The sequence below is a fragment of the Verrucosispora sp. WMMD573 genome (genome assembly GCF_027497175.1).
In the GTDB taxonomy this organism is placed as follows: Bacteria; Actinomycetota; Actinomycetes; order Mycobacteriales; family Micromonosporaceae; genus Micromonospora.
Genome location: NZ_CP114901.1, coordinates 2,751,900 through 2,771,874, shown reverse-complemented (window position 1 = coordinate 2,771,874; position 19,975 = coordinate 2,751,900). Strand labels below are relative to the sequence as shown.

Here is a 19,975-nt window from a genome sequence, read left to right as displayed (position 1 = left end):
ACCGGTCCCCCGCGCGTCACTCAAGACTTCACCGCGCCTTCCATGATTCCCCGGACGATCTGCCGACCGCCGATGACGAGCATGATCAACAGTGGGATGGTGGCCACGAACGCACCGGCCAGCACCCGGCGGTAGATGACGTAGTTGCCGCTGGCCAGGTCGGAGATGGCCACCATCGAGGTGGGATAGTCGGTGCCGTTCAGGGTGATCAGGGGCCACTGGAAGTCGTTCCAGGTGGCGACGAAGGTGAGCAGACCGAGCACCGCCAGCGCCGGCCGCACCGCCGGCAACGCGATGTTCCAGTACACCCGCATGGTGGTGGCGCCGTCCACCCGGGCCGACTCGACAAGCTCGTCCGGCACCGTGTTGACGATGAACTGCCGCATGTAGAACACACCGAAGGCGGTGACCAGGCCGGGCACGATCACCGCCAGCAGGGTGCCGTTCCAGCCCAGCTTGCCCATCACGATGTAGAGCGCGACCACGCCGAGTTGGTTGGGCACGGTCAGGGTGAGGATCACGAACAGCATCAGCGGCCTGCTGCCCCGGAACCGCAGTTTGGCGAAGGCGAAGCCGGCCAGCGAGCAGAAGAAGAGCACCGACGCGGTGACCACCGTCGAGACGATCACGCTGTTCACCAGGGATGCGGCGAAGTAGACATCCTGGAGGGAGAAAACCTCGTCCAGGTTGACCAGGAACTGGTCGCCGGGGACCACCACCGGCGGCAGTTGCGAGGTCGCCTCGTCGGTGCTGGTGGAGATGACGAACATCCAGTACAGCGGGAACGCCGCGAACAGCGTGCTCAGCGCCAGGAGCAGGTAGGTCCAGAGGCCGGCCGGGGTGTCCTGCGGCGCCCGGCCCAGCAGCACGGCCCGCTTGCGCCCGCCGCGCGGCGCCGGCGGTGTCGGCCGGGGTCGCTCCAGAAGGCTCACCGCGTCACCTCGCTACGCTCGCTCATCGCGCCGAGCCGATCGATTCGCTCGCTGCGCTCGCTCATTTGCGTCCCCCCGAGATGCGGTTGGTCAGCACGGTGTTCAGCGCCGCGACCACGAGGATGATCAGGAACAGCGCCCAGGACATCGCGGCGGCGTACCCGAGGTTGAGGTCCTTCCAGCCGACCTTGTAGATCAGCTGCGCGACGGTCTGCCACTCGCCGCCGGCACCGCCTGTGGCGGCCTGCGCGTTCAGGTCGAACAGCATCGGCTCGGTGAACAGTTGCAGCCCGCCGATGGTGGACAGCACCACGGTGAAGATGACCACCGGCCGGATCATCGGCACGGTGATCCGCCAGAGCTGACGCCACGGGCCGGCGCCGTCGAGCGCCGACGCCTCGTAGACGTCACGCGGGATGGACTGCATCGCCGCCAGATAGAGCAGGGCGTTGTAGCCGATCCACTTCCAGTTGACCATGGTGGCGATGGCGATCCAGGAGTGCAGCTTGTCGGCCCGCCAGTCGATCGGGTTGTCGGTGCCGATGCCGATCAGGCCCAGCGCCCAGTTCGCCATGCCGAGGTCACGGGCGAAGAAGACGTTGAAGACCAGCGTGGAGGCGGTGATCGGAGTGATGTAGGGCAGCAGCGCGCCGACCCGCCACCAGGTCTGCGCCCGCAGCCGGCGGTTGAGCAACGACGCGATGATCAGCGCGAGCAGCAGCTGCGGGACGGTGGAGAGCAGGAAGATGCCGAAGGTGTTGTAGAGGGCGTTGCCGAAGTCGCCGTCGGTGAGCAGCCGGCTGAAGTTCTCGACGCCGGCCCAGCCGGTCAGCTCCGGGTCGTCGAGCCGCCAGTGGCGCAGCGCCACCACCCCGTTGAAGATCATCGGAAAGAGTCCGAAGACGAGGAAGAGCAGGAAGAACGGCGCGATCATCAGGTACGGCACGTACCGCATGTCGAAGCGGTGCAGGCGGTCACGCCAGGTCATCGACCGGCCGGGGGTGGGCCGAGGGCGGCGGGTGACCGGTTCGGGGGCCGCGCGCGTGATGGACATTATCTGCTGGCCTTCTCGGCTTCCTTGATCGCCTCGGCCCAGGCGGCGTCCGAGGCGAGCGTCCCGTTCTGCACCCGGTTGATGACGTTCTCCACGGCGACCCGGGTGGGGCCGTTCTTCTTGCCCAGGTACTGCGGCGTCAGACCCTCGGCCATCCTGGGGAAGATCTGGCCGACCGGCGCGGAGTTGAAGAACTCGTTCTCGAAGTCGGCGATCGCGGGGTCGGCGTAGAGTGCCGGCTGCGACGGCAGGTTGCCGACCGTCTTGAAGACCTCGATCTGCTGCTCCGGCTGGATCAGCCATTCCACGAACTTGTACGCCTCGTCGACGTTCCTGCCCTGCTTGGGGATGGTGAGGAAGGATCCGCCCCAGTTGCCGCCGCCGCCGGGCACCGCGGCGATGTCCCACTTGCCCTTGGTGCCGGGAGCGGTGTTCTGGATGTGCCCGAGCATCCACGCCGGGCAGGCCAGCACGGCAAACGAGCCGCTGGTGAAGCCCTTGTCCCAGTCGGCCTGGAAGCTGGTGAGGTTGGCCGACAGACCGGCGTCGGCGGCCCGGACCGCGTAGTCGAAGGCGACCTTGGGGCCGCCCTCCAGCCGCAGTTGCTCGTTCTCGTCGTAGAAGCCGACCTGTTGCTGCCCGAGGATCGGGTTGAACAGGTTCGTCGCGTTGTCGACGAACTTCTTTTTGGTGTTGGCGGTGTACTGCTGGCCGACCTCCAGGAACCTGTCCCAGGTGGGCCAGAGCGCCGAGACCTGGTCCCGCTCGGTGGGCAGGCCGGCGGCGGCGAAGAGGTCGGTGCGATAGCACATGGCCAGTCCGCCGACATCGGTGCCGAGGCCGATCTGGGTACTGCCGTCGGCCGACAGGGACTGCTTCCACTTCCACGGCAGATAATTGGTCTCGTACTTGCCGGCACCGGAGTCGAGCAGGTTTACGAACTTGTCGGCCTGGCTGCGGAACTGGACCATGAAGCCCTCGTCGATGGCCGCGATGTCGGGCGCGCCCGAGCCGGCGATCAGCTTCTTCTGAAGGTCCTCGTGCTGGGCGTTGTACTCGCCGGAGTTGAGGGCGATCGTGACGTTCTGGTGCTCCGCCTCGTACTTCGCCTTCAGGTCCTGAAGCCCGAAGTCGCCCCAGAAATTGATCGTCAGCGTCACCGCGCCACCGCCGTCGCCACCGCCCTGGGTACTGCGCCCGCTGCACGCGACAACCAGGGAGCCGACCGTCAGACCTACGGCTGCGACCCGCAGCCACCGAGGCGTGGACCGTGTCATGACTCATCCTCCAAGACCGTTGGAAACGTTCCAGAGATCGAGGAACGTTGACTGAACCGGATAAGTGAAGCCACCGTACGGGGGTGGTATCGGCCTGTCAACGGCGAGTCAACACCGAAGCAGGCCGGTAACCTCGCTTCCGTTCGTATGCGCGGAATCGCCTACGGGGAAGCGGTTTCACGCGCCAAAGGACGCAGGGCAGGTCAGGGCGCGGGCCGGCACCGGCAAGCCGTTGTCGTAGGCTGAACCGCACAAGTTCGTTCTCGGCCGACGTCGAGTCGCCCCGTACCGCCCCAGCGGGCAGGCGGACGGGTAGCGTGTCCCACGCCGCCCGCGCCATCGAAACGGCCGGCAGGACGAACTGGTTCAGGAGGACGTACGCCGGTGAAGCGGCCCACGATCGCGGACGTCGCCCGCCGGGCGGGAGTCTCCAAGGGCGCGGTCTCCTATGCGTTGAACGGCCAGCCGGGCGTCTCCGAGGCGACCCGGCAGCGCATTCTCGCCATCGCCGCCGAGATCGGGTTCAGTCCGAGCAGTGCCGCCCGCGCCCTGTCCGGCGCGACCGCCCGCGCCATCGGCCTGATCCTCGCCCGACCGGCGCGCACCCTCGGCATCGAGCCCTTCTTCATGGAGCTGATCAGCGGCGTCGAGGCGGAGCTGTCGGCCCGGTCGTACGCGCTGACCCTTCAGGTGGTGGCCGACCAGAACGCCGAGATCGCGGTCTACCGGCGCTGGTGGGGCGAGCGGCGGGTCGACGGCGTACTGGTCTGCGACCTACGAACCAACGACGGCCGAGTGCCGGTACTGGAGGAACTGGGCCTGCCGGCCGTGGTGATCGGCGGCCCCACGGGCACCGGCGGGCTGCCGAATGTCTGGTCGAACGACGCGGCAGCGCTGGTGGAGACCGTGGAGTACCTCTACGCCCTCGGTCACCGGCGGATCGCGCGGGTCGGCGGCCTACCCGAGCTGCTGCACACCGCGATTCGCACCGAGGCGTTCACCGACGCGTGCCGGCGGCTCGATCTCGTCGAGGCGGTCACCGCCTCCTCCGACTACACCGGCGAGGAGGGTGCGCGAGTCACCCGGCGGCTGCTCAGCTCCCGGGTCCGCCCGACCGCGGTGATCTACGACAACGACGTGATGGCGATCGCCGGGCTGTCGGTCGCCCAGGAGATGGGGCTCGCGGTCCCCGCCGACCTGTCCATCGTGGCCTGGGACGACTCGCCGCTGTGCCGGCTGGTGCATCCGCCGCTCACCGCGTTGGGTCGGGACATCCCGGCGTACGGGGCGCACGCCGCGCGCCAGCTGCTACAGCTGATCGAGGGTGCCCCGACGGTCGGGCTGGAGGACGAGGCACCCCACCTGACCCCGCGCGGCAGCACCGGCCCCGCCCCCACCAGCAGATGAAACGGTTAAGCCCTTGCGCTCAGCGCGACGTCGAGGGGAACTCCTCGAAGTACGCCTCGACCCGCTCGGCAGTGGCCGGCCGAGCCAGCTCGAAGCCCTGGCCGTACCGGCATCCGGCCCGATGCGCCCCGTCGACCTGGTGAGCCGATTCCAGCTCCTCGGCCACCACCTCAAGGCCCAACCGTTCGGCCACGGTGACCACCACGTCCAGCAGCGGCCGGTGCGGGTCGCTGCCTGCCGTGGCCACCTCCGGCCCGACCTTGAGCAGGTCGATCGGTAGTCGCCGGAGCTGAGCCAGAGAGGCGTGCTCGGCCCGGAAGTCGTCAAGCGCGGTGCGGATGCCAATCGAACGCAACCCGGCCAGCCGGGCGACCACGGTGGGCAGCTCGGCGGCGACCTTCGGCTCGGCAACCTCGATCACCAACTGGTCCGGCCCCACCCCGTACGCCTCCAGCACCGCTGCCGTCCGGGGTACGAAGTCCGGTGAGGTGAGCTCCCGGGTGGTCACGTTGACCGCCATCCACAGCCGTCGGCCGCCCATCGTCCAGTCGGCCAACTGTCGACAGGCCCGGTCCAGCACCCACACCCCCAGCTCGCCCACGATGTCGAGATCCTCGGCCACCGGCAGCAGCTCCGCCGGGAACACCGTGCCCAGCACCGGGTTGCGCCACCGCAGCAGCGCCTCCGTACCGACCGGCGCCCGATCGGCCAGGCCGAGGACGGGCTGGTAGACCAGGTCCAGCTCACCCCGGGCGACCGCGCCGGGCAGTTCCCGCTCCAGGTCCAGCCGGCGGACCAACTGCTCCTCCAGGTAGGCGTCGTACCACTCGACCCGGTCGCGGCCGAGCTGGGCCGCGCGTCGTCGAGCCAGGTCCGCCTGGCGGAACAGATCCTCCGGCCGGCCCCGGCCCAGCTCGGCCAGCCCGACGCTGGGTCGCGACCGCAGCACCGCCCCGGAGACCTCGTAGGGTCGGCTCAGCGCGGTGAGCAGCCGGGCGCCCAGCGCGTACGCCAGCACCGGTCCGGACCGGCTGACCACCGCGAGCCCACTCCCGGCCAGGTCGAACACCTCGTCCTCATCGGCCGCCACGGCTCGGGCCCGACGCACGGCCTCGGCGGCCACGTCGTCGCGCACCAGCCGGCCGGGCAGCTCGGTGAGGTGCAGGTCGATCACGAGCAGAGCGCCGCAGACCGGCTCGGGCCGGGCCGCCAACGCCCCAAGCAGGGCGACGCGACCGGCCGAGCCGCCCGGCTCGGCGGGTGCCGGTGCCGGGGCGGTGTCGGTCGGCTCCTCCGACACCGTCGGGATGGCGGCACCGAACAGCTCACGCACCACCAGCGGCGGGATCACGGCGAGCGCCAGCAGCACCGCCGTACGGTCGGGCAGGAGGCCGAGCTGCAACTGGTGGACGACGGCGAGCACCACCGCGACCGCGGGAAGCACCGCCCGTGGCCAGACCAGCGCGGTCTGCCGGATGGGCGCGGCCTGTGCCACCTGCGGAACCCCGACGGCGACCAGCAGCACGCCGACCACCAGTGGCGGCACGGCCAGCAGCGCCGCCCGCCCGGCGGCGGGACCGGCCGGCAGCGCGGCCAGCAGCACCAGGGCGAGCAAAGTCAACCCGGCGCCAGCGCGACAACGGGCGGCGCCGCTGTCGCGGCCGGGTCCGGTCAGCGCGGCCAACGCGTCGACGGCGAGCAGGCCCAGCAGAACCGCGACCGTCAGTCGCAGTGGGGCCGGCACACCGGCGTACGGCAGTAACAGCCAGGCGGTGAGTATCAGGCAGACACCGGGCGCGGCCTGGTCCAGTAGGCGGCGCAGGCGTCCCCGGATCGACGGCCGCGACCGATGCAGGCTGAACAGGCCACCGCCGAGCAGCGCGGTGGTGCCGGCGAGCCCGGCCGCAGCAGCCGCCGGGCGGTATCCGGCGGAGGCCAGCGGCAGCACCGCCGCCGTCAGGCCAGCGGTCACCACCGCGGCGTGCAGCAGGGCAGCGGCCCGACGTGGACGCGCCGCCCGACGGCGGGCCACCCGGCCGGCAGGTGGGCCGCCGGCCGGCGAGCCGGTGTCGAAGGTCAGCCGGGACAGCCGCACCCCGGCCAGGGTGGACGCGGCCGCACCGGCGAGCGCCACCACGGCGAGGGCGGGAACCGGACCGACGACGCCGAGGGCGATCAGCATGGCGGTGACCGCGAGCACGCAGATCTCCGGCAGGAGCGGACGGTGTGCGCTGGCCCGCAACGGGGCGGCACGGAACACAGACGCGACGGGCACGACGGTCGCCTTCGTGAGGGGGCACGGGGGCGGTGCGCGGACGACGGACATGGTCCACCGCCCACCATCGATGAACGAGTCGCTCGGCGGGAAGTGACGGCCAGTCGACAGTGAGTCAGGTCACGGCGACTGAGTGTCGGGGTGGGTGGCCGCCGGTACCACCTTGCGGCCGTGCCGCTCGCTACCTCGGCCCACCGCCGGCCGTCCCGGACCGGGTGGGATCATCTGGTCATGCCTCGCACCGACACCGCACGATTCCGGCACAACCAGGCCATCCTGGTCGGGGCGATCGTCGCCACCATCGGCGCCCTGCCGCTGGCCAGCTCCCGCCCCTATCTGCTGCCGGTGCTGCTGGTGCCGCTGGGGGTGGCCGTCTGGGCCTGGCGGGCCGGCACCGACGCCGACGCCAGTGGCCTACGGGTACGGGCGCTCGCCGGAGAACGCCGGTTCTCCTGGGAGCAGGTGGTCGAGCTGGCCGCCGATCCGCGCGGGCGGGCGGTGGCCCAGCTCGACGACGGTCGATGGTTCGTGCTCCCGGCCGTGCGTGGCGCGGACCTGCCTCGGCTGGTGGCGGCGGCCGGACGTGACGTCGCCGACGCGGATCAGTAGCCGTCCACCACCACGTTGCGCGGCGGCTCACCGGCGGCGAACCGTCGGATCTGCTGACCGACCAGACGGTATGCCCTGGGCAGCAGGCCCCGCACCGAGCCGGCCACGTGCGGAGTGATCAGCACGTTCGGCAGCTCCCAGAGCGGATGGTCGGCGGGCAGCGGCTCCGGATCAGTCACGTCCAGCGCGGCGGAGATCCGTCCGGTGGCCAGCTCGGCGACCAGGGCGTCGGTCCGGGCCACCGGGCCCCGGGCGGCGTTCACCAGCAGGGCACCGTCCCGCATCGCGGCGAGGAACGTGGCGTCGACCAGCCCCCGGGTCTGCTCGGTCAACGGCACCAGCAGCACCACGACGTCGGCCTGCGGCAGCAGTCGCGGCAGCTCGTCGACGCCGTGCACCCCCTGCTCGGGCCGGGCGGTCCGGGCCACCATCACGAACTCCACCTCGAACGGCGTCAGCCGCTGCCGTAACGCGGTACCGATCGACCCCGCACCGACGATCAGCACCCGTTTGCCGGCCAGTTCGTCGGTCGGGGCCACCTCGTCGTACGCCCACCGTCGCCGGGCCTGCGCCCGGGCCATCGCCGGGAAGGCACGCAACTGGGAGAGGATGGCCGCGACCACCCATTCGGCGGTGGACGGATCGTGCACCCCACGGGCGTCACATAGCGTGACACCGGCCGGCACCCGACCCACCCAGGCATCCGCGCCGGCCGAGAGTAGCTGCACCACCGCCAGGTCGGGCAGCTCGCGCAGCACGGCCACGGCGTCCTCGCCGGCCAGGAAGGGCGGTACCCAGAATCGGACGCCGGCCATCGGCGAGGGCAGCTTCGCCGGATCCTCCATCGTCTCGACGGTGACCTCCGGCGGCAGCTCGCCGAGCAGGGCGTGGCCGGCCTCGTGCGGGATCCATACCTTCACCCAGCCGACGATAGGCGTCGGCGCAGCCCGACCAGCCGATGGGGGCAGCACGGCGTCGCCTTCCACGGGCCCGGCCCGGGCGGGCTACTCTGGGCCGGGTGAGCGCTCCCCCGCACCTCCGCGCCCGTCAGATTCGTGCCGCCCTCGTGGCGTCCTGCGCGACGCTGCTGCTCGTTGCCAGCGGTTGCAGCCTCGGGGACCCGGAACCCGACCCGGCCGGCGCGCCGCCGAACCTGCCCAGCCCGACGGTCACCGCGGACAACGGCGACCAGGAGGTTGTCGCCACCGTGCTCGCCCAGGGGCTGCGGGTGCCCTGGGGGATCGCCTTCCTGCCCGACGGCGGCGCCCTGGTCACCGAACGCGACAGTGGCCGCATCGTCCAGGTCGGGCCCGAGTCGACCGCGGACGGTCTGAAGGTCACCGAGGTGCAGACCATCGACGACGTGGTCGCCTCGGGTGAGGGTGGCCTGCTGGGCATCGCGGTCTCCCCACAGTTCGCCCAGGACCGGACGGTCTTTGTCTACTACACCGCCGAACGGGACAACCGGGTCGCCCGGCTGCGACTCGGTGAGGCGCCGACCCCGATCCTCACCGGCATCCCCAAGGCGGGCATCCACAACGGGGGCGGCCTGGCGTTCGGTCCCGACGGGCAGCTCTACGCCAGCACCGGCGACGCCGGGGACACCGACCAGTCACAGGACGTCAAGCAGCTCGGCGGCAAGATCCTGCGGATCACGCCGGACGGGAAGCCGGCTCCCGGAAATCCCTTCCCGGACTCCCCGGTCTGGTCCCTGGGTCACCGCAACGTGCAGGGCATCGCCTGGTCCGGCGACCGGATGTACGCCGTCGAGTTCGGCCAGAACACCTGGGACGAGATCAACCAGATCACCAAGGGCAAGAACTACGGCTGGCCCGAGGTCGAGGGACGCGGCGACGACGACCGGTACGTCGACCCGATCGTGCAGTGGTCGACCGACGAGGCGTCCTGCTCCGGCCTGGCTGCGGTGGAACGGATGCTCGCCACCGCCTGCCTGCGCGGTCAACGACTCTGGCTGGTCGAGCTGACCGAGACCGGCACGGTCCTCGGTCAGCCGCAGGCCCTGCTGACCGAACGGTACGGTCGGCTGCGCGGCATCGCCGCCGCCCCGGACGGTTCCCTCTGGGTCGGCACCTCCAACCACGACGGGCGAGGACGGCCGGCGCCCGAGGACGACCGACTGCTGCGCCTCGTCTTCGCCGGTGGGGGTGCCGGGCGCAGCTGAGGCGCCAGCGCGCCGCCTCATTCCAGGTTTGCCAAGATCTTTCGGCGGGCAGGTCAGAATCTCATCATGAACGGTCAGCAGAACGACGAGCCGCGCCGCGATCGGGACGGGGAAACGACCCCGGGTCGGCCGCGCCGTTTCCCATCTCTGCGGCGCTCCGCCGCACCGCAGCGTGACCGGGAGTCGCACCGGGGCCTGCGCCGCCTCGCTCTCGCCCTGGCCGTCCTGGCCGTGACGCTGGTCGGCGTACTCGCCGGGGTCCTGGTGGGCGGGAACGTGGACACCGACATCGGTCCGTTCCGTGCTCAACTGTCCGTGTCGCCGACGACCGATGGCGGCACCACCGTCGACATCCCGCCGCTGGGCTCGCTGCTGCTGAACAGTCACGACGGGCCTACCAAGCTGACTGTGGAGCTGGGCGCGCTGGAGCAGAGCCGCGTCGAGGCGCTGATCGGTGATCCGGCGAGCCTCAACCGGGCCACCCAGTCAGCGGTCGACGAGATCCGGGAGGGGGTGCTGCGGCTCGGGCTGCGCACCGTCGGTTCGTCCGTACTGGCCACCCTGGTGCTGGCGCTGCTGGTGTTCCGCGACACCCGCCGGGCGGCCTGGGCCGGCGGCCTGGCGCTGCTGATCACCGCCGGCAGCCTGGGTACCGCCGCGGCGACCGTCCGGCCCCAGTCGATCGAGGAGCCCCGCTACGAGGGCCTACTGGTCAACGCCCCGGCGATCGTCGGTGACGTACGCAAGATCGCCGACGACTACACCCGGTACGCCGAGCAGCTCCAGCGCCTCATCGGCAACGTCACCCAGTTGTACACGACGGTGTCGGCGCTGCCGGTGTACGAGCCGGACCCGGACACCACCCGGGTACTGCACATCTCCGATCTGCATCTCAACCCGAGCGCCTGGCAGCTCATCCGGACCGTGACCGAGCAGTTCGGCATCGACGTGGTGATCGACACCGGCGACATCACCGACTGGGGCAGCGAACCGGAGGCGTCCTACGTCGGCTCGATCAGCCTGCTGGAGAAGCCGTACGTGTACATCCGGGGCAACCACGACTCGGGGCGTACGGCGGCGGCGGTGGCCCGGCAACCCAACGCGGTCGTGCTGGACAACACCACGACCACCGTCGCCGGGCTGACCATCGCCGGGATCGGTGACCCCCGCTTCACCCCGGACAAGAGCACCTCACCGGCCAGCGGCGGGCTCAACCAGACCACCGCCGACCAGGTGATCACCAACGGGGAGACACTCGCCGCCACGATCCGCAGCTCACCCCGGCCGGTCGACATCGCCCTGGTGCACGACCCGGCCGCTGCCGGCCCACTGTCCGGCACCACCCCGCTGGTGCTCGCCGGGCACACCCACGACCGGCAGGTCAACACGCTGCCGGAGGTGCCCGGCCAGCAACCGACCACGCTGATGGTGCAGGGCTCCACCGGCGGTGCCGGGCTGCGCGGGCTGGAGCAGGAGGAGCCGACCCCGCTGGCCATGACGGTGCTCTACTTCGACCAGGAGAAGCGACTCCAGGCGTACGACGACATCACCGTGGGCGGCACCGGCCAGGCCCAGGTGAACCTCGAACGCACCGTAATCGCCCCTCCCCCCACCACCCCCCTGAGCGCCACCCCAACCCCCACCCCCACCATCACCCCCACCCCCACCCCCACCCCCACCCAGTAACCCAACCCGCCCCAACCCGCCCAACCCGCCCCAACCTGTTGATCATGAAGTTGTTGTCCGGGAGAGCGCTTCCCGGGCACAACAACTTCATGATCAACGGGGAAGGCGGCGAGCGAGGGTGGGGGTGGGGGTGGGGGGTGGGTCAGCGGAGGGAGAGGGCGGCGAGGGCGGCGTTGACGATGCTGCCGGGGAGCAGGTCGTGGAGGTCGTAGAGGTCTTGGACGCTGCCGGACTGGCCGAACTCGTCGACGCCGAGCGGCACCGCGGGGGCACCGACCGCCGAGCCGAGCCAGGCCATGGCGTGCGAGGCGGCGTCGTGCACGGTCACCACCGGCACCCGGTCGGCGAAGGCGGACCGCAGCGCGCCCGGCACGCTCGGCACGGTCGCCGTGCGTACGCCCTGACGCAGGGTGCGCTGCCACGCCCGGTAGAGGCGGTCCAGGCTGGTCACGTCCACCACGTGGGCGGCTACCCCCTCATCGGCCAGTTCCGCCGCCGCGGCCAGCACCTCGGGTAGCACCGCCCCGGAGGCGGCCAGTTGCACCGTCGGCGCGTCCGCCAGCTGCGGGTGCGCCTGGTGGGCGTCGACCAGTCGGTACGCCCCGGCGAGCACCTGCCGGCGCAGTACCGCGTCACCGAGCCGGGCCCGGGCCGCCTCGAACGGCGCCTGGTCCACCGGCCGGGTGCTGAGCCGGAAGTAGTACGCCCCGTCCTCGGCCGGCACCGCCGTCGGCGTCGCCCGGGTCGCACCGGCGATGTGCCCGAACGCGTCGCAGAGCAGCCAGTCCAGGCTGGCCGCGTACGCGGGCTCGACGAAGGTCACCCCGGGCAGTTCCAGGCCCACGCTCGCGGTGATTGTCGACTGGTGAGCGCCACCCTCCGGCGCGAGGGTCACCCCGGACGGGGTACCCGCGACCACGAAGCGGGCACCGGAATAGGTGCCGTACAGGAACGCGTCGAGTCCGCGCAACACGAACGGGTCGTAGACGGTGCCGACCGGCAGCAATGGCTGCCCGGACAGGTCCCACGCCAGGCCGAGCTGGCCGAGCAGCAGGAACAGGTTCATCTCGGAGATGCCCAGCTCGATGTGCTGCCCCTCGGGGCTCTCCGTCCAGCGCAGCACCCGGTCCTCCGACCAGGAACGCTGGGCGGTCGGTGCGAACACGCCGGTCTTGTTGATGAACCCGGCCAGGTTGGTGGAGGTGGCCACGTCCGGCGCGGTGGTGACGAGATATTTCCCCACCTGCGGATCACGGGCCAGGTCGACAAGCACCCGACCGAAGACCTCCTGGGTGGAGATCGGCTTGTTGGCGCGTACGTTCGTGGCCTGGGGCACGGTGGCCCCCAGCGCACGCTCGCGGGGCGCGCGGGACAGCGCCTCGCGGCGCTGCCCGGCTCGGATCCCGGCCGGCGAAGCCGGGTCGAGCCGGTCCCACTCGGTGTCCCGGGTCAACCCCTGCGCGGCGCGCAACGCGTCGACCTGTTCGCCAGTCAACAGGGCGGAGTGGTTACGCGGGTTACCGGCGATCGGCAGTCCCCACCCCTTGACGGTGTACGCGAACACCACGCTCGGGCGGTCGGTCACCGCGTCGCACTGGGCGTACGCGTCCAGCAGCGCGGCCAGGTCGTGCCCGCCCAGGTCGGTGACGAGCGGGCCGAGATCGGTGTCGGAGACGTCGGCGATCAACGCGGCGATGCCCTCGGGGGCACCGTCCAGGAACTGCTTGCGCAGCGCCGGGCCGGTCAGCCCGAACAGCGACTGGTACTGCTCGTTCGGCATCGCGTCGATCCAGTCGCGCAGCGCCGCGCCGCCCGGCCGGTCGTACGCCTCGGCGAGCCGGCGGCCGTACTTCACCTCGACGACGTGCCAGCCGGCGGCCTCGAACTGGCCGCGCCACTGGTCGATCCGCACCCCGGGGACGACCCGGTCCAGCGACTGCCGGTTGAAGTCGACCACCCACATCACGTTGCCGAGCCCGGTGGTGGCCGGGTCGGCGACGGCCTCCCAGATGTTGCCCTCGTCCAGTTCGGCGTCACCGATCAGGGCGACGAACCGGGAGTGCGGCCGGGCACCGAAGTGTGCGTCGACGTAGCGTCGGGTCACCGCGGCGAACAGCGGCGCGGCGGCGCCGAGCCCCACCGAGCCGGTGGAGAAGTCCACCTCGTCCGGGTCTTTCGTCCGCGACGGGTACGACTGGAGTCCGCCCCGCGCCCGCAGCCGGGGCAGGTACGACCGGTCCAGGTTGCCCAGCAGGTACTGGATGGCATGGAAGACCGGGGAGGCGTGCGGCTTGACCGCCACCCGGTCCTCGCCGTCCAGGTGGGCGAACCACAACGCCGTCATCGCGGTGACAAGCGAGGCGCTCGACGCCTGGTGCCCGCCGACCTTCACCCCGTCCCCAGCACCCCGGTCGTGATTCGCCGCGTCCACGATCCGGGTGGCAAGCCACAACACCCGCCGCTGAATCTCGTCAAGCACACCAAGTTCATGCTCGTCCACGCTGGAACTCCATCCAGGCATCTCCATTGACGCCCTCGATCGGGGTGGCGCACCCGTTGATCATGGGAGGTTAGCGGCAGCGCAAAGATCGACAACTGCCGCCAACCTCATGATCAACGCGGTCGGGTGGGGGTGGGGTGGGGTGGGGTCAGGGTTGGGTGTTGAGGCGGTCCAGGATCAGGGTGCGGACGGTTTGGGCGTCGGCCTGGCCACGGGTGGTCTTCATGACCGCGCCGACCAGGGCGCCGGCGGCAGCCACCTTGCCGCTGCGGACCTTGTCGGCGATGGCCGGGTTGGCGGCGATCGCCTCGTCCACCGCTGCGGTGAGCGCACCGGTGTCGGAGACGACCTCCAGGTTGCGGTTGGTCATGATCTCGGTCGGCGAGCCCTCCCCGGCGACCACGCCCTCCAGCACCGTACGGGCCAGCTTGTCGTTGAGCTTGCCGGCGTCGACCAGACCCTGAAGCTCGGCGACCTGGGCCGGAGTCGCGCCGATGTCGGCCAGTTCCACACCCGTCTCGTTGGCCCGCCGGGACAGCTCGCCCAGCCACCACTTGCGTGCGGCGGCCGGCGAGGCACCAGCGGCGACCGTCTGCTCGATCAACTCGACAGCACCGGCGTTGAGCACCGACTGCATGTCCGCGTCCGACAGGCCCCACGTCTCCTGGAGGCGACGGCGGTGCAGCCGGGGCAGCTCCGGCAGGGCGGCCTTCAGCTCCGCCACCCAGGCCGGGTCCGGGGCGAGGGGAACCAGGTCCGGCTCCGGGAAGTAGCGGTAGTCGGTGGCGGTCTCCTTGGACCGGCCCGGGGTGGTGTCCCCGGTGTCCTCGTGGAAGTGCCGGGTCTCCTGGGTGATCCGACCGCCGGCCTCCAGTACGGACGCCTGGCGCAGCATCTCCGAGCGGACCGCCCGCTCGACCGAGCGCAACGAGTTGACGTTCTTGGTCTCGGTGCGGGTGCCCCACTCCTCGCCGGGCAGGTTCAGCGAGGTGTTGACGTCACAGCGCAGCGAGCCCTCCTCCATGCGTACGTCGGAGACGCCCAGCGAGCGGATCACGTCACGCAGCTCGGTGACGTACGCGCGGGCCACCTCGGGGGCGAGCGCACCGGTACCGGGAATCGGCTTGGTGACGATCTCGACCAGCGGAATGCCGGCCCGGTTGTAGTCGACGAGCGACTCGGTGGCGCCGTGGATGCGACCGGTGGCGCCGCCGACGTGCAGCGTCTTGCCGGTGTCCTCCTCCAGGTGCACCCGCTCGATGCCGATGCGCACCAGCTCGCCGTTGACCTCGACGTCCAGGTAGCCGTCGAAGCAGAGCGGCTCGTCGTACTGGCTGATCTGGAAGTTCTTCGGCATGTCCGGGTAGAAGTAGTTCTTCCGGGCGAACCGGCACCACTGCGCGATGGAGCAGTTCAGCGCCAAGCCGATCCGGACGGTCGCCTCGATGGCCGCGGAGTTCGCCACCGGCAGGGAGCCGGGCAGGCCGAGGCAGACCGGGCAGACCCGGGTGTTCGGCTCGCCACCGAAGTCGGTCGGGCAGCCGCACCACATCTTGGTGTTCGTGCCCAGCTCGACGTGGGTCTCCAGGCCGATCACCGGCTCGTAGCGCGCGACGACCTCGTCGTACGCGGGCAGTGTCGTGGTCATCTGCGCTCCTGCCTCACAGTGCCGGTGGGGTGAACGTGCCGACGGCGCTCTCCAGCGCGGCGGCGATCCGGTACATCCGGTCGTCGGCCATGGTCGGGGCCATCACCTGCAAGCCGACCGGCAGCCCGTCGGAGAGCCCGCACGGCACCGAGATGCCCGGCCCGCCGTACAGGTTGGTCGGGATGGTGAACAGGTCGGCCAGGTACATCTGGTACGGGTCGGAGGTGCGCGCGCCGAGCGGGAAGGCGACGAACGGGGTGGTCGGCGAGATCAGCGCGTCGACCCGCTCGAACGCCGCGGTGAAGTCGCGGGTGATCAGCGTACGCACCTTCTGCGCCTGCCCGTAGTAGGCGTCGTAGTAGCCCGAGGAAAGCGCGTACGTGCCGAGCATGATGCGCCGCTTGACCTCGGGACCGAAGCCGGCCTCCCGGGTCAACGACATGACCTCCTCCAGCGACCGGTTGCCGTCGTCGCCGGTCCGCAACCCGAACCGGACGCCGTCGAAGCGGGCCAGGTTGGAGGAACATTCGCTGGGCGCGATCAGGTAGTACGCCGGCAGCGCGTACCGGAAGTGCGGGCAGGAGATCTCGACGATCTCCGCGCCGAGCTTGGTCAGCGTGTCGACGGCCTCGTTGAAGGCGGCCGTCACACCCGGCTCCGCGCCCTCGCCGCCGAACTCGGTGACGATGCCCAGCCGCACCCCGCTCAGGTCGCCGGTCGCGCCGAGTTTCGCCGCGGCCACCACGTCCGGCACCGGGGCCGGGATGGAGGTGGAGTCACGCGGGTCGTGCCCGCCGATCGCCGCGTGCAGCAACGCCGCGTCCAGCACGGTACGCGCGCACGGGCCAGGAGTGTCCAGCGAGGAGCAGAAGGCCACCAGCCCGTACCGGGAGGTGCCGCCGTAGGTGGGTTTCGCGCCGACGGTGCCGGTGACCGCCCCGGGCTGGCGGATCGAGCCGCCGGTGTCCGAGCCGATCGCCAGCGGCGCCTCGTACGCGGCGAGCGCCGCCGCGCTTCCCCCGCCGGAACCACCCGGGATGCGGTCGGTGTCCCACGGGTTGCGGCTCGGCCCGTACGCCGAGTATTCCGTGGAGGAACCCATGGCGAACTCGTCCATGTTGGTCTTGCCGAGCATCACCGTGCCGGCGGCGCGCAGCCGCTCCACGATCGTCGAGTCGTACGGCGGACGCCAGCCCTCAAGGATCTTCGACCCGACGGTGGTCGGCACCCCCTTGGTGGTGAGGACGTCCTTGACCGCGACCGGCACCCCGGCCAGCGGCCCCAACTCCTCGCCGGCCGCCCGGCGAGCGTCGATGTCGCGGGCGGCGGCCAGCGCGCCCTCGGCGTCGACGTGCAGGAAGGCGTTGACCCGGCCGTCGACGTTGGCGATCCGGTCCAGGTGAGCCTGGGTGACCTCGACGGCGGAGGCCGCGCCGGTGGCGACGAGCCCCGCGATCTGCGTCGCGGTCATTGCGGTGACGTCGGTCATGAGGCCACATCCTCGTCCAGGATCCGCGGTACGCGGAACCGCTGCTCCTCCGCGTCGGGGGCACCCGACAACGCTTCCTCGGGCGTCAGGCACGGCGACACGACGTCCTCGCGGAGCACGTTTGTCAGCGGCACCGAGTGGGAGGTCGGCGGGATGTCCGCGGCGGCGACCTCGCCCACCTGCGCGACCGCCTGGAGGATCACGTCGAGCTGACCGGCGAAGGTGTCCAACTCCTCCTCTGTCACGGCGAGCCGCGACAGTCGCGCGAGGTGCGCGACCTCCTCGCGGGAGATGGCGGCCATCGGTGCCCCCTTCGTGGCTGTGCTGCGTCTGCCTGACCTGCGCCCACCGCTGCCGGGTACGCGACGCGCGGTGACCGCAGCGAGTCTATTGTTTCCCGCCCGGCCGGCCGTTGCCGCCTCCCCGGGGTGCCCGACCCGGCCGGTCCCGGCCCCGCCGGATCAGCGGGCGTGCCGGCGGGGGATCTCCGCCTCGTCGTGGCCGCCCAGCGGGCGGAGCGGACGGTACCGGGCCAGCCAGGCGACCAGTTCCTCGGCCGGCATCGGCCGGGCGTAGAACCAGCCCTGGGCGGCGTCGCAGCCGGCCGCGTGCAGCATCCGCCAGGTCCGCTCGTCCTCCACGCCCTCGGCCACCACCCGCAGCCCCAGCGCCTTGGCCAACTCGATCGTCGAGCGGACGATCGCCGCGTCGTCGGCGTCCTCGGCCATGCCGAGGACGAACGAACGGTCGACCTTCACCTCCGACAACGGCAGTCGGCGCAGGTGCTGAAGGCTGGAGTAGCCGGTGCCGAAGTCGTCAAGCGCGATGCCCACCCCGATCCGGTGCAGCCGGGTGATGGTGGTCAGCACCCGACGCGGGTCGGCCATCAACGCGCCTTCGGTGATCTCCAGTTGCAGCCGCTCCGGCGCCACGCCGTAGCGGGCGAGCCGATCGGCGATCTGGTCGGCGATCTCGCCGGTGTGCAGGTCCCGCACGCTGACGTTCAACGCCGCCCGCAGCCCGAGGCCGGCCGCCGACCACTTGGCGAGCTGCTCCACCACGTCGTCGACGACCCGGCGGGTGAGCAGCCGCATCACCGCGCTCTGCTCGGCGACCCGGATCAGTTCCTCCGGATCGACCATTCCCCGGCGTGGGTGCCGCCAGCGCAACAGCGCCTCCACCCCGACCACCTCGCCGGTGACGATGGCGACCTGCGGCTGGTAATACATCATGATCTCGCCCGCGTCCGTGACCGGCTCAGCGTCGGAGCGGTCGCAGCCGGGATCCGCTCCGCCACCGCCGGGATCCGGCTGGCCACGCGTCCGCGACCACACCGCGCCGTCGGGCGGCGCAGCATCCGAACCCCCGTCCCGGGCCGCCCGGCGCAGGGTCGGGTCCGCGCCGGTGATGATCCGGGCGATCAGCTCGTCGTCGTGGCGCAACACCCGGGGGCGACGTCTCCGCCGACTCCACCGCCGGATGCCGCCCGGCTCCTGAAGCGGCGCGGAGGTGGGCAGCACCGCGCCGTCCCCGCCGCGCACGGTGGTCGCCTCGGCCGACGCGGACCTGTCGGCCCGCGCCGACGCACCGACCTCCAGCACCCGGCGCAGGTCGGCCAGCAGCCCCAACCGCTCGGCGGAGTTGTGGTCGGACTCGGCGGTGTAGACGGCGACGGTGTCGTTGCGGTGCTTCGCGTCGTACATGGCCACGTCCGCGTGCCGCATCAGGGTGGCGAAGTCCTCGCCGTGATCCGGAAACAGGGCGATGCCGATCGAGCCGCCGACGTCCAGCGGCAGCCCGTCCAGCGGCACCGGCTCGGCGAGGGCCTGGACGACCTGGTCGGCCAGCGTACGGGCCTGGTCTACACCGGTTAGCGCGGTCATCACGATCGCGAACTCGTCGCCGCCGAGCCGGGCGACCATCTGCGGTGGCGCGACCACGTCGGTCAACCGGGCGCTCACCTCCACCAGCAGCCGGTCGCCGACGGCATGGCCGAGCGCGTCGTTGACGTTCTTGAACCGGTCCAGGTCGATCAGGAGGAGGGCGAGGCGCGTCTCGGGCTCTCCTCGGGCGGCACGCTCGGCGTGCCGGTGCACCTGCTCGTTGACCTCGGCCAGCAACGCCTTGCGATTGGGTAGCCCGGTGAGCGGGTCGAGTCCGGCCAACTGGTGCTGCTCCACGGTGAGCCGGGCCATCCGGTAGACCGCGAACAGCGGCACCAGCACCAGCGGCACCAGGGCGGCACTGGCCCTGGCGGCGGTTACCAGCACCGGCGCGAGCAGCAGCAACGACCCGGTGGAGAGCAGCTCGAAGGGCAGGCCGTGCCAGGCGTTGGGCCACCACCGCTCCCCGAAGCGCAGCCGCACCGCGGTGGTGACCAACCCGTAGTTGACCGCGAACCAGGCGACCCCCGCGCCACCGATCGCGACGATGTCGCTCCAGCCCAGCGCCGCGCCGTCGTAGATCCCGCCGGGGCCGAGCCTGGTGATCGCGTACGCCGCCGCCAGCGAGCAGGCGTACTGCCCGGCGTTGAACGCCGTCCGCCAGGGCGCGTGTCGCATCCGGACCCCGGACACCACGACGGCGACCGCCTGCACCGCGACCGCGGGGCCGAGCCCCCAACCGAGCAGGATCGCGAAGGTGAAGCAGGTCGAGGGGAAGACCGCCGAGGAGGATTGCCCGCGACCGGGCGGCAGGAATGGCCGGGCGTCGCAGGCCACGGCGAGCACCGCCATCGTCCAGAACGCCGCCGGCAGGTCGGGCAGGGCCGAGGCGAACGACACCAACCCGTTCGCCGAGACGAGCACGGCCACCACGAGCACAGCCGCGACGAACGTCGCGAACTGCGCCGTCCGCCCGGGCGGGACGAGGTTGCGCGGATCGGGCGACTCCATCACACCTCCCGGCACGAGACCG

14 protein-coding genes are annotated in these 19,975 nt (G+C 71.4%); 4 read left to right on the top strand and 10 right to left on the bottom strand.

The genetic code is table 11. The annotated features are described in order from the left end of the window. Positions 1 to 20: 20 nt before the first annotated feature. The 3 genes from O7601_RS12760 to O7601_RS12750 all read right to left on the bottom strand — a co-directional run bounded on the left by O7601_RS12760 (position 21) and on the right by O7601_RS12750 (position 3,263). Positions 21 to 869 carry a carbohydrate ABC transporter permease gene (locus tag O7601_RS12760; protein ID WP_281566898.1) on the bottom strand — a complete coding sequence of 283 codons (849 nt, stop codon included), beginning with the start codon at positions 867 to 869 and terminating at the stop codon, positions 21 to 23. A gap of 124 nt (positions 870 to 993) precedes the next feature. After that, the gene (locus O7601_RS12755) at positions 994 to 1,986 is read right to left on the bottom strand and encodes a sugar ABC transporter permease (RefSeq protein WP_281566372.1); all 993 of its coding nucleotides are present in this window, start codon (positions 1,984 to 1,986) and stop codon (positions 994 to 996) included. Next, entirely contained in the window at positions 1,986 to 3,263 is a 1,278-nt protein-coding gene (locus O7601_RS12750) for an ABC transporter substrate-binding protein (protein ID WP_281566371.1), read from the bottom strand. The genes O7601_RS12755 and O7601_RS12750 overlap by 1 nt, the downstream gene beginning before the upstream one ends. 384 nt (positions 3,264 to 3,647) lie before the next feature. Between O7601_RS12750 and O7601_RS12745 the strand changes: the two genes are divergently transcribed. Then, positions 3,648 to 4,670, top strand: a complete 1,023-nt coding sequence (locus tag O7601_RS12745) for a LacI family DNA-binding transcriptional regulator (protein ID WP_281566370.1) — start codon at positions 3,648 to 3,650, stop codon at positions 4,668 to 4,670. 19 nt (positions 4,671 to 4,689) lie between these two features. On the opposite strand, the gene O7601_RS12740 is transcribed toward O7601_RS12745, so the two are convergent. Continuing rightward, positions 4,690 to 6,945, bottom strand: a complete 2,256-nt coding sequence (locus O7601_RS12740; protein ID WP_281566369.1) for a bifunctional diguanylate cyclase/phosphodiesterase — start codon at positions 6,943 to 6,945, stop codon at positions 4,690 to 4,692. A 231-nt stretch (positions 6,946 to 7,176) separates the two neighbouring features. Here O7601_RS12740 and O7601_RS12735 point away from each other — a divergent pair, with 231 nt between their 5' ends. After that, positions 7,177 to 7,554, top strand: a complete 378-nt coding sequence (locus O7601_RS12735; protein WP_281566368.1) for a PH domain-containing protein — start codon at positions 7,177 to 7,179, stop codon at positions 7,552 to 7,554. Here O7601_RS12735 and O7601_RS12730 read toward each other — a convergent pair. Further along, positions 7,548 to 8,474 (bottom strand): 2-hydroxyacid dehydrogenase, encoded by a 927-nt coding sequence (locus tag O7601_RS12730; RefSeq protein ID WP_281566367.1) that lies wholly within the window; start codon positions 8,472 to 8,474, stop codon positions 7,548 to 7,550. The two genes, O7601_RS12735 and O7601_RS12730, sit on opposite strands and share 7 nt — an antisense overlap. Before the next feature lie 38 nt (positions 8,475 to 8,512). On the opposite strand from O7601_RS12730, the gene O7601_RS12725 reads away from it, so the two are divergent. Then, positions 8,513 to 9,736 (top strand): PQQ-dependent sugar dehydrogenase, encoded by a 1,224-nt coding sequence (locus tag O7601_RS12725; RefSeq protein ID WP_281566366.1) that lies wholly within the window; start codon positions 8,513 to 8,515, stop codon positions 9,734 to 9,736. A 66-nt stretch (positions 9,737 to 9,802) separates the two neighbouring features. Further along, entirely contained in the window at positions 9,803 to 11,422 is a 1,620-nt protein-coding gene (locus tag O7601_RS12720; RefSeq protein WP_281566365.1) for a metallophosphoesterase, read from the top strand. A 142-nt stretch (positions 11,423 to 11,564) separates the two neighbouring features. Here O7601_RS12720 and O7601_RS12715 read toward each other — a convergent pair whose 3' ends face one another. The 5 genes from O7601_RS12715 to O7601_RS12695 form a co-directional block, all read right to left on the bottom strand. After that, positions 11,565 to 13,922 carry a pyruvate dehydrogenase gene (locus O7601_RS12715; RefSeq protein ID WP_281566364.1) on the bottom strand — a complete coding sequence of 786 codons (2,358 nt, stop codon included), beginning with the start codon at positions 13,920 to 13,922 and terminating at the stop codon, positions 11,565 to 11,567. Positions 13,923 to 14,070: 148 nt separating this feature from the next. Continuing rightward, the gene (gatB, locus tag O7601_RS12710; protein ID WP_281566363.1) at positions 14,071 to 15,570 is read right to left on the bottom strand and encodes an Asp-tRNA(Asn)/Glu-tRNA(Gln) amidotransferase subunit GatB; all 1,500 of its coding nucleotides are present in this window, start codon (positions 15,568 to 15,570) and stop codon (positions 14,071 to 14,073) included. A 13-nt stretch (positions 15,571 to 15,583) separates the two neighbouring features. Then, entirely contained in the window at positions 15,584 to 17,059 is a 1,476-nt protein-coding gene (gene gatA / locus O7601_RS12705; RefSeq protein WP_281566362.1) for an Asp-tRNA(Asn)/Glu-tRNA(Gln) amidotransferase subunit GatA, read from the bottom strand. After that, positions 17,056 to 17,361: an Asp-tRNA(Asn)/Glu-tRNA(Gln) amidotransferase subunit GatC gene (gene gatC / locus O7601_RS12700; protein ID WP_281566361.1), complete on the bottom strand. Its 306-nt coding sequence runs from the start codon at positions 17,359 to 17,361 to the stop codon at positions 17,056 to 17,058. The genes gatA and gatC overlap by 4 nt, the downstream gene beginning before the upstream one ends. A gap of 159 nt (positions 17,362 to 17,520) precedes the next feature. Next, entirely contained in the window at positions 17,521 to 19,953 is a 2,433-nt protein-coding gene (locus tag O7601_RS12695; RefSeq protein WP_281566360.1) for an EAL domain-containing protein, read from the bottom strand. Positions 19,954 to 19,975 lie beyond the last annotated feature (22 nt).

Bases quoted from the DNA above. Each gene is read 5' to 3' on its own strand.
- gatA (WP_281566362.1), bottom strand. From the start codon at position 17,059: ATGACCGACGTCACCGCAATGACCGCGACGCAGATCGCGGGGCTCGTC.
- O7601_RS12755 (WP_281566372.1), bottom strand. From the start codon at position 1,986: ATGTCCATCACGCGCGCGGCCCCCGAACCGGTCACCCGCCGCCCTCGG.
- gatC (WP_281566361.1), bottom strand. From the start codon at position 17,361: ATGGCCGCCATCTCCCGCGAGGAGGTCGCGCACCTCGCGCGACTGTCG.
- O7601_RS12720 (WP_281566365.1), top strand. From the start codon at position 9,803: ATGAACGGTCAGCAGAACGACGAGCCGCGCCGCGATCGGGACGGGGAA.
- O7601_RS12695 (WP_281566360.1), bottom strand. From the start codon at position 19,953: ATGGAGTCGCCCGATCCGCGCAACCTCGTCCCGCCCGGGCGGACGGCG.
- gatB (WP_281566363.1), bottom strand. From the start codon at position 15,570: ATGACCACGACACTGCCCGCGTACGACGAGGTCGTCGCGCGCTACGAG.
- O7601_RS12735 (WP_281566368.1), top strand. From the start codon at position 7,177: ATGCCTCGCACCGACACCGCACGATTCCGGCACAACCAGGCCATCCTG.
- O7601_RS12750 (WP_281566371.1), bottom strand. From the start codon at position 3,263: ATGACACGGTCCACGCCTCGGTGGCTGCGGGTCGCAGCCGTAGGTCTG.
- O7601_RS12725 (WP_281566366.1), top strand. From the start codon at position 8,513: ATGGGGGCAGCACGGCGTCGCCTTCCACGGGCCCGGCCCGGGCGGGCT.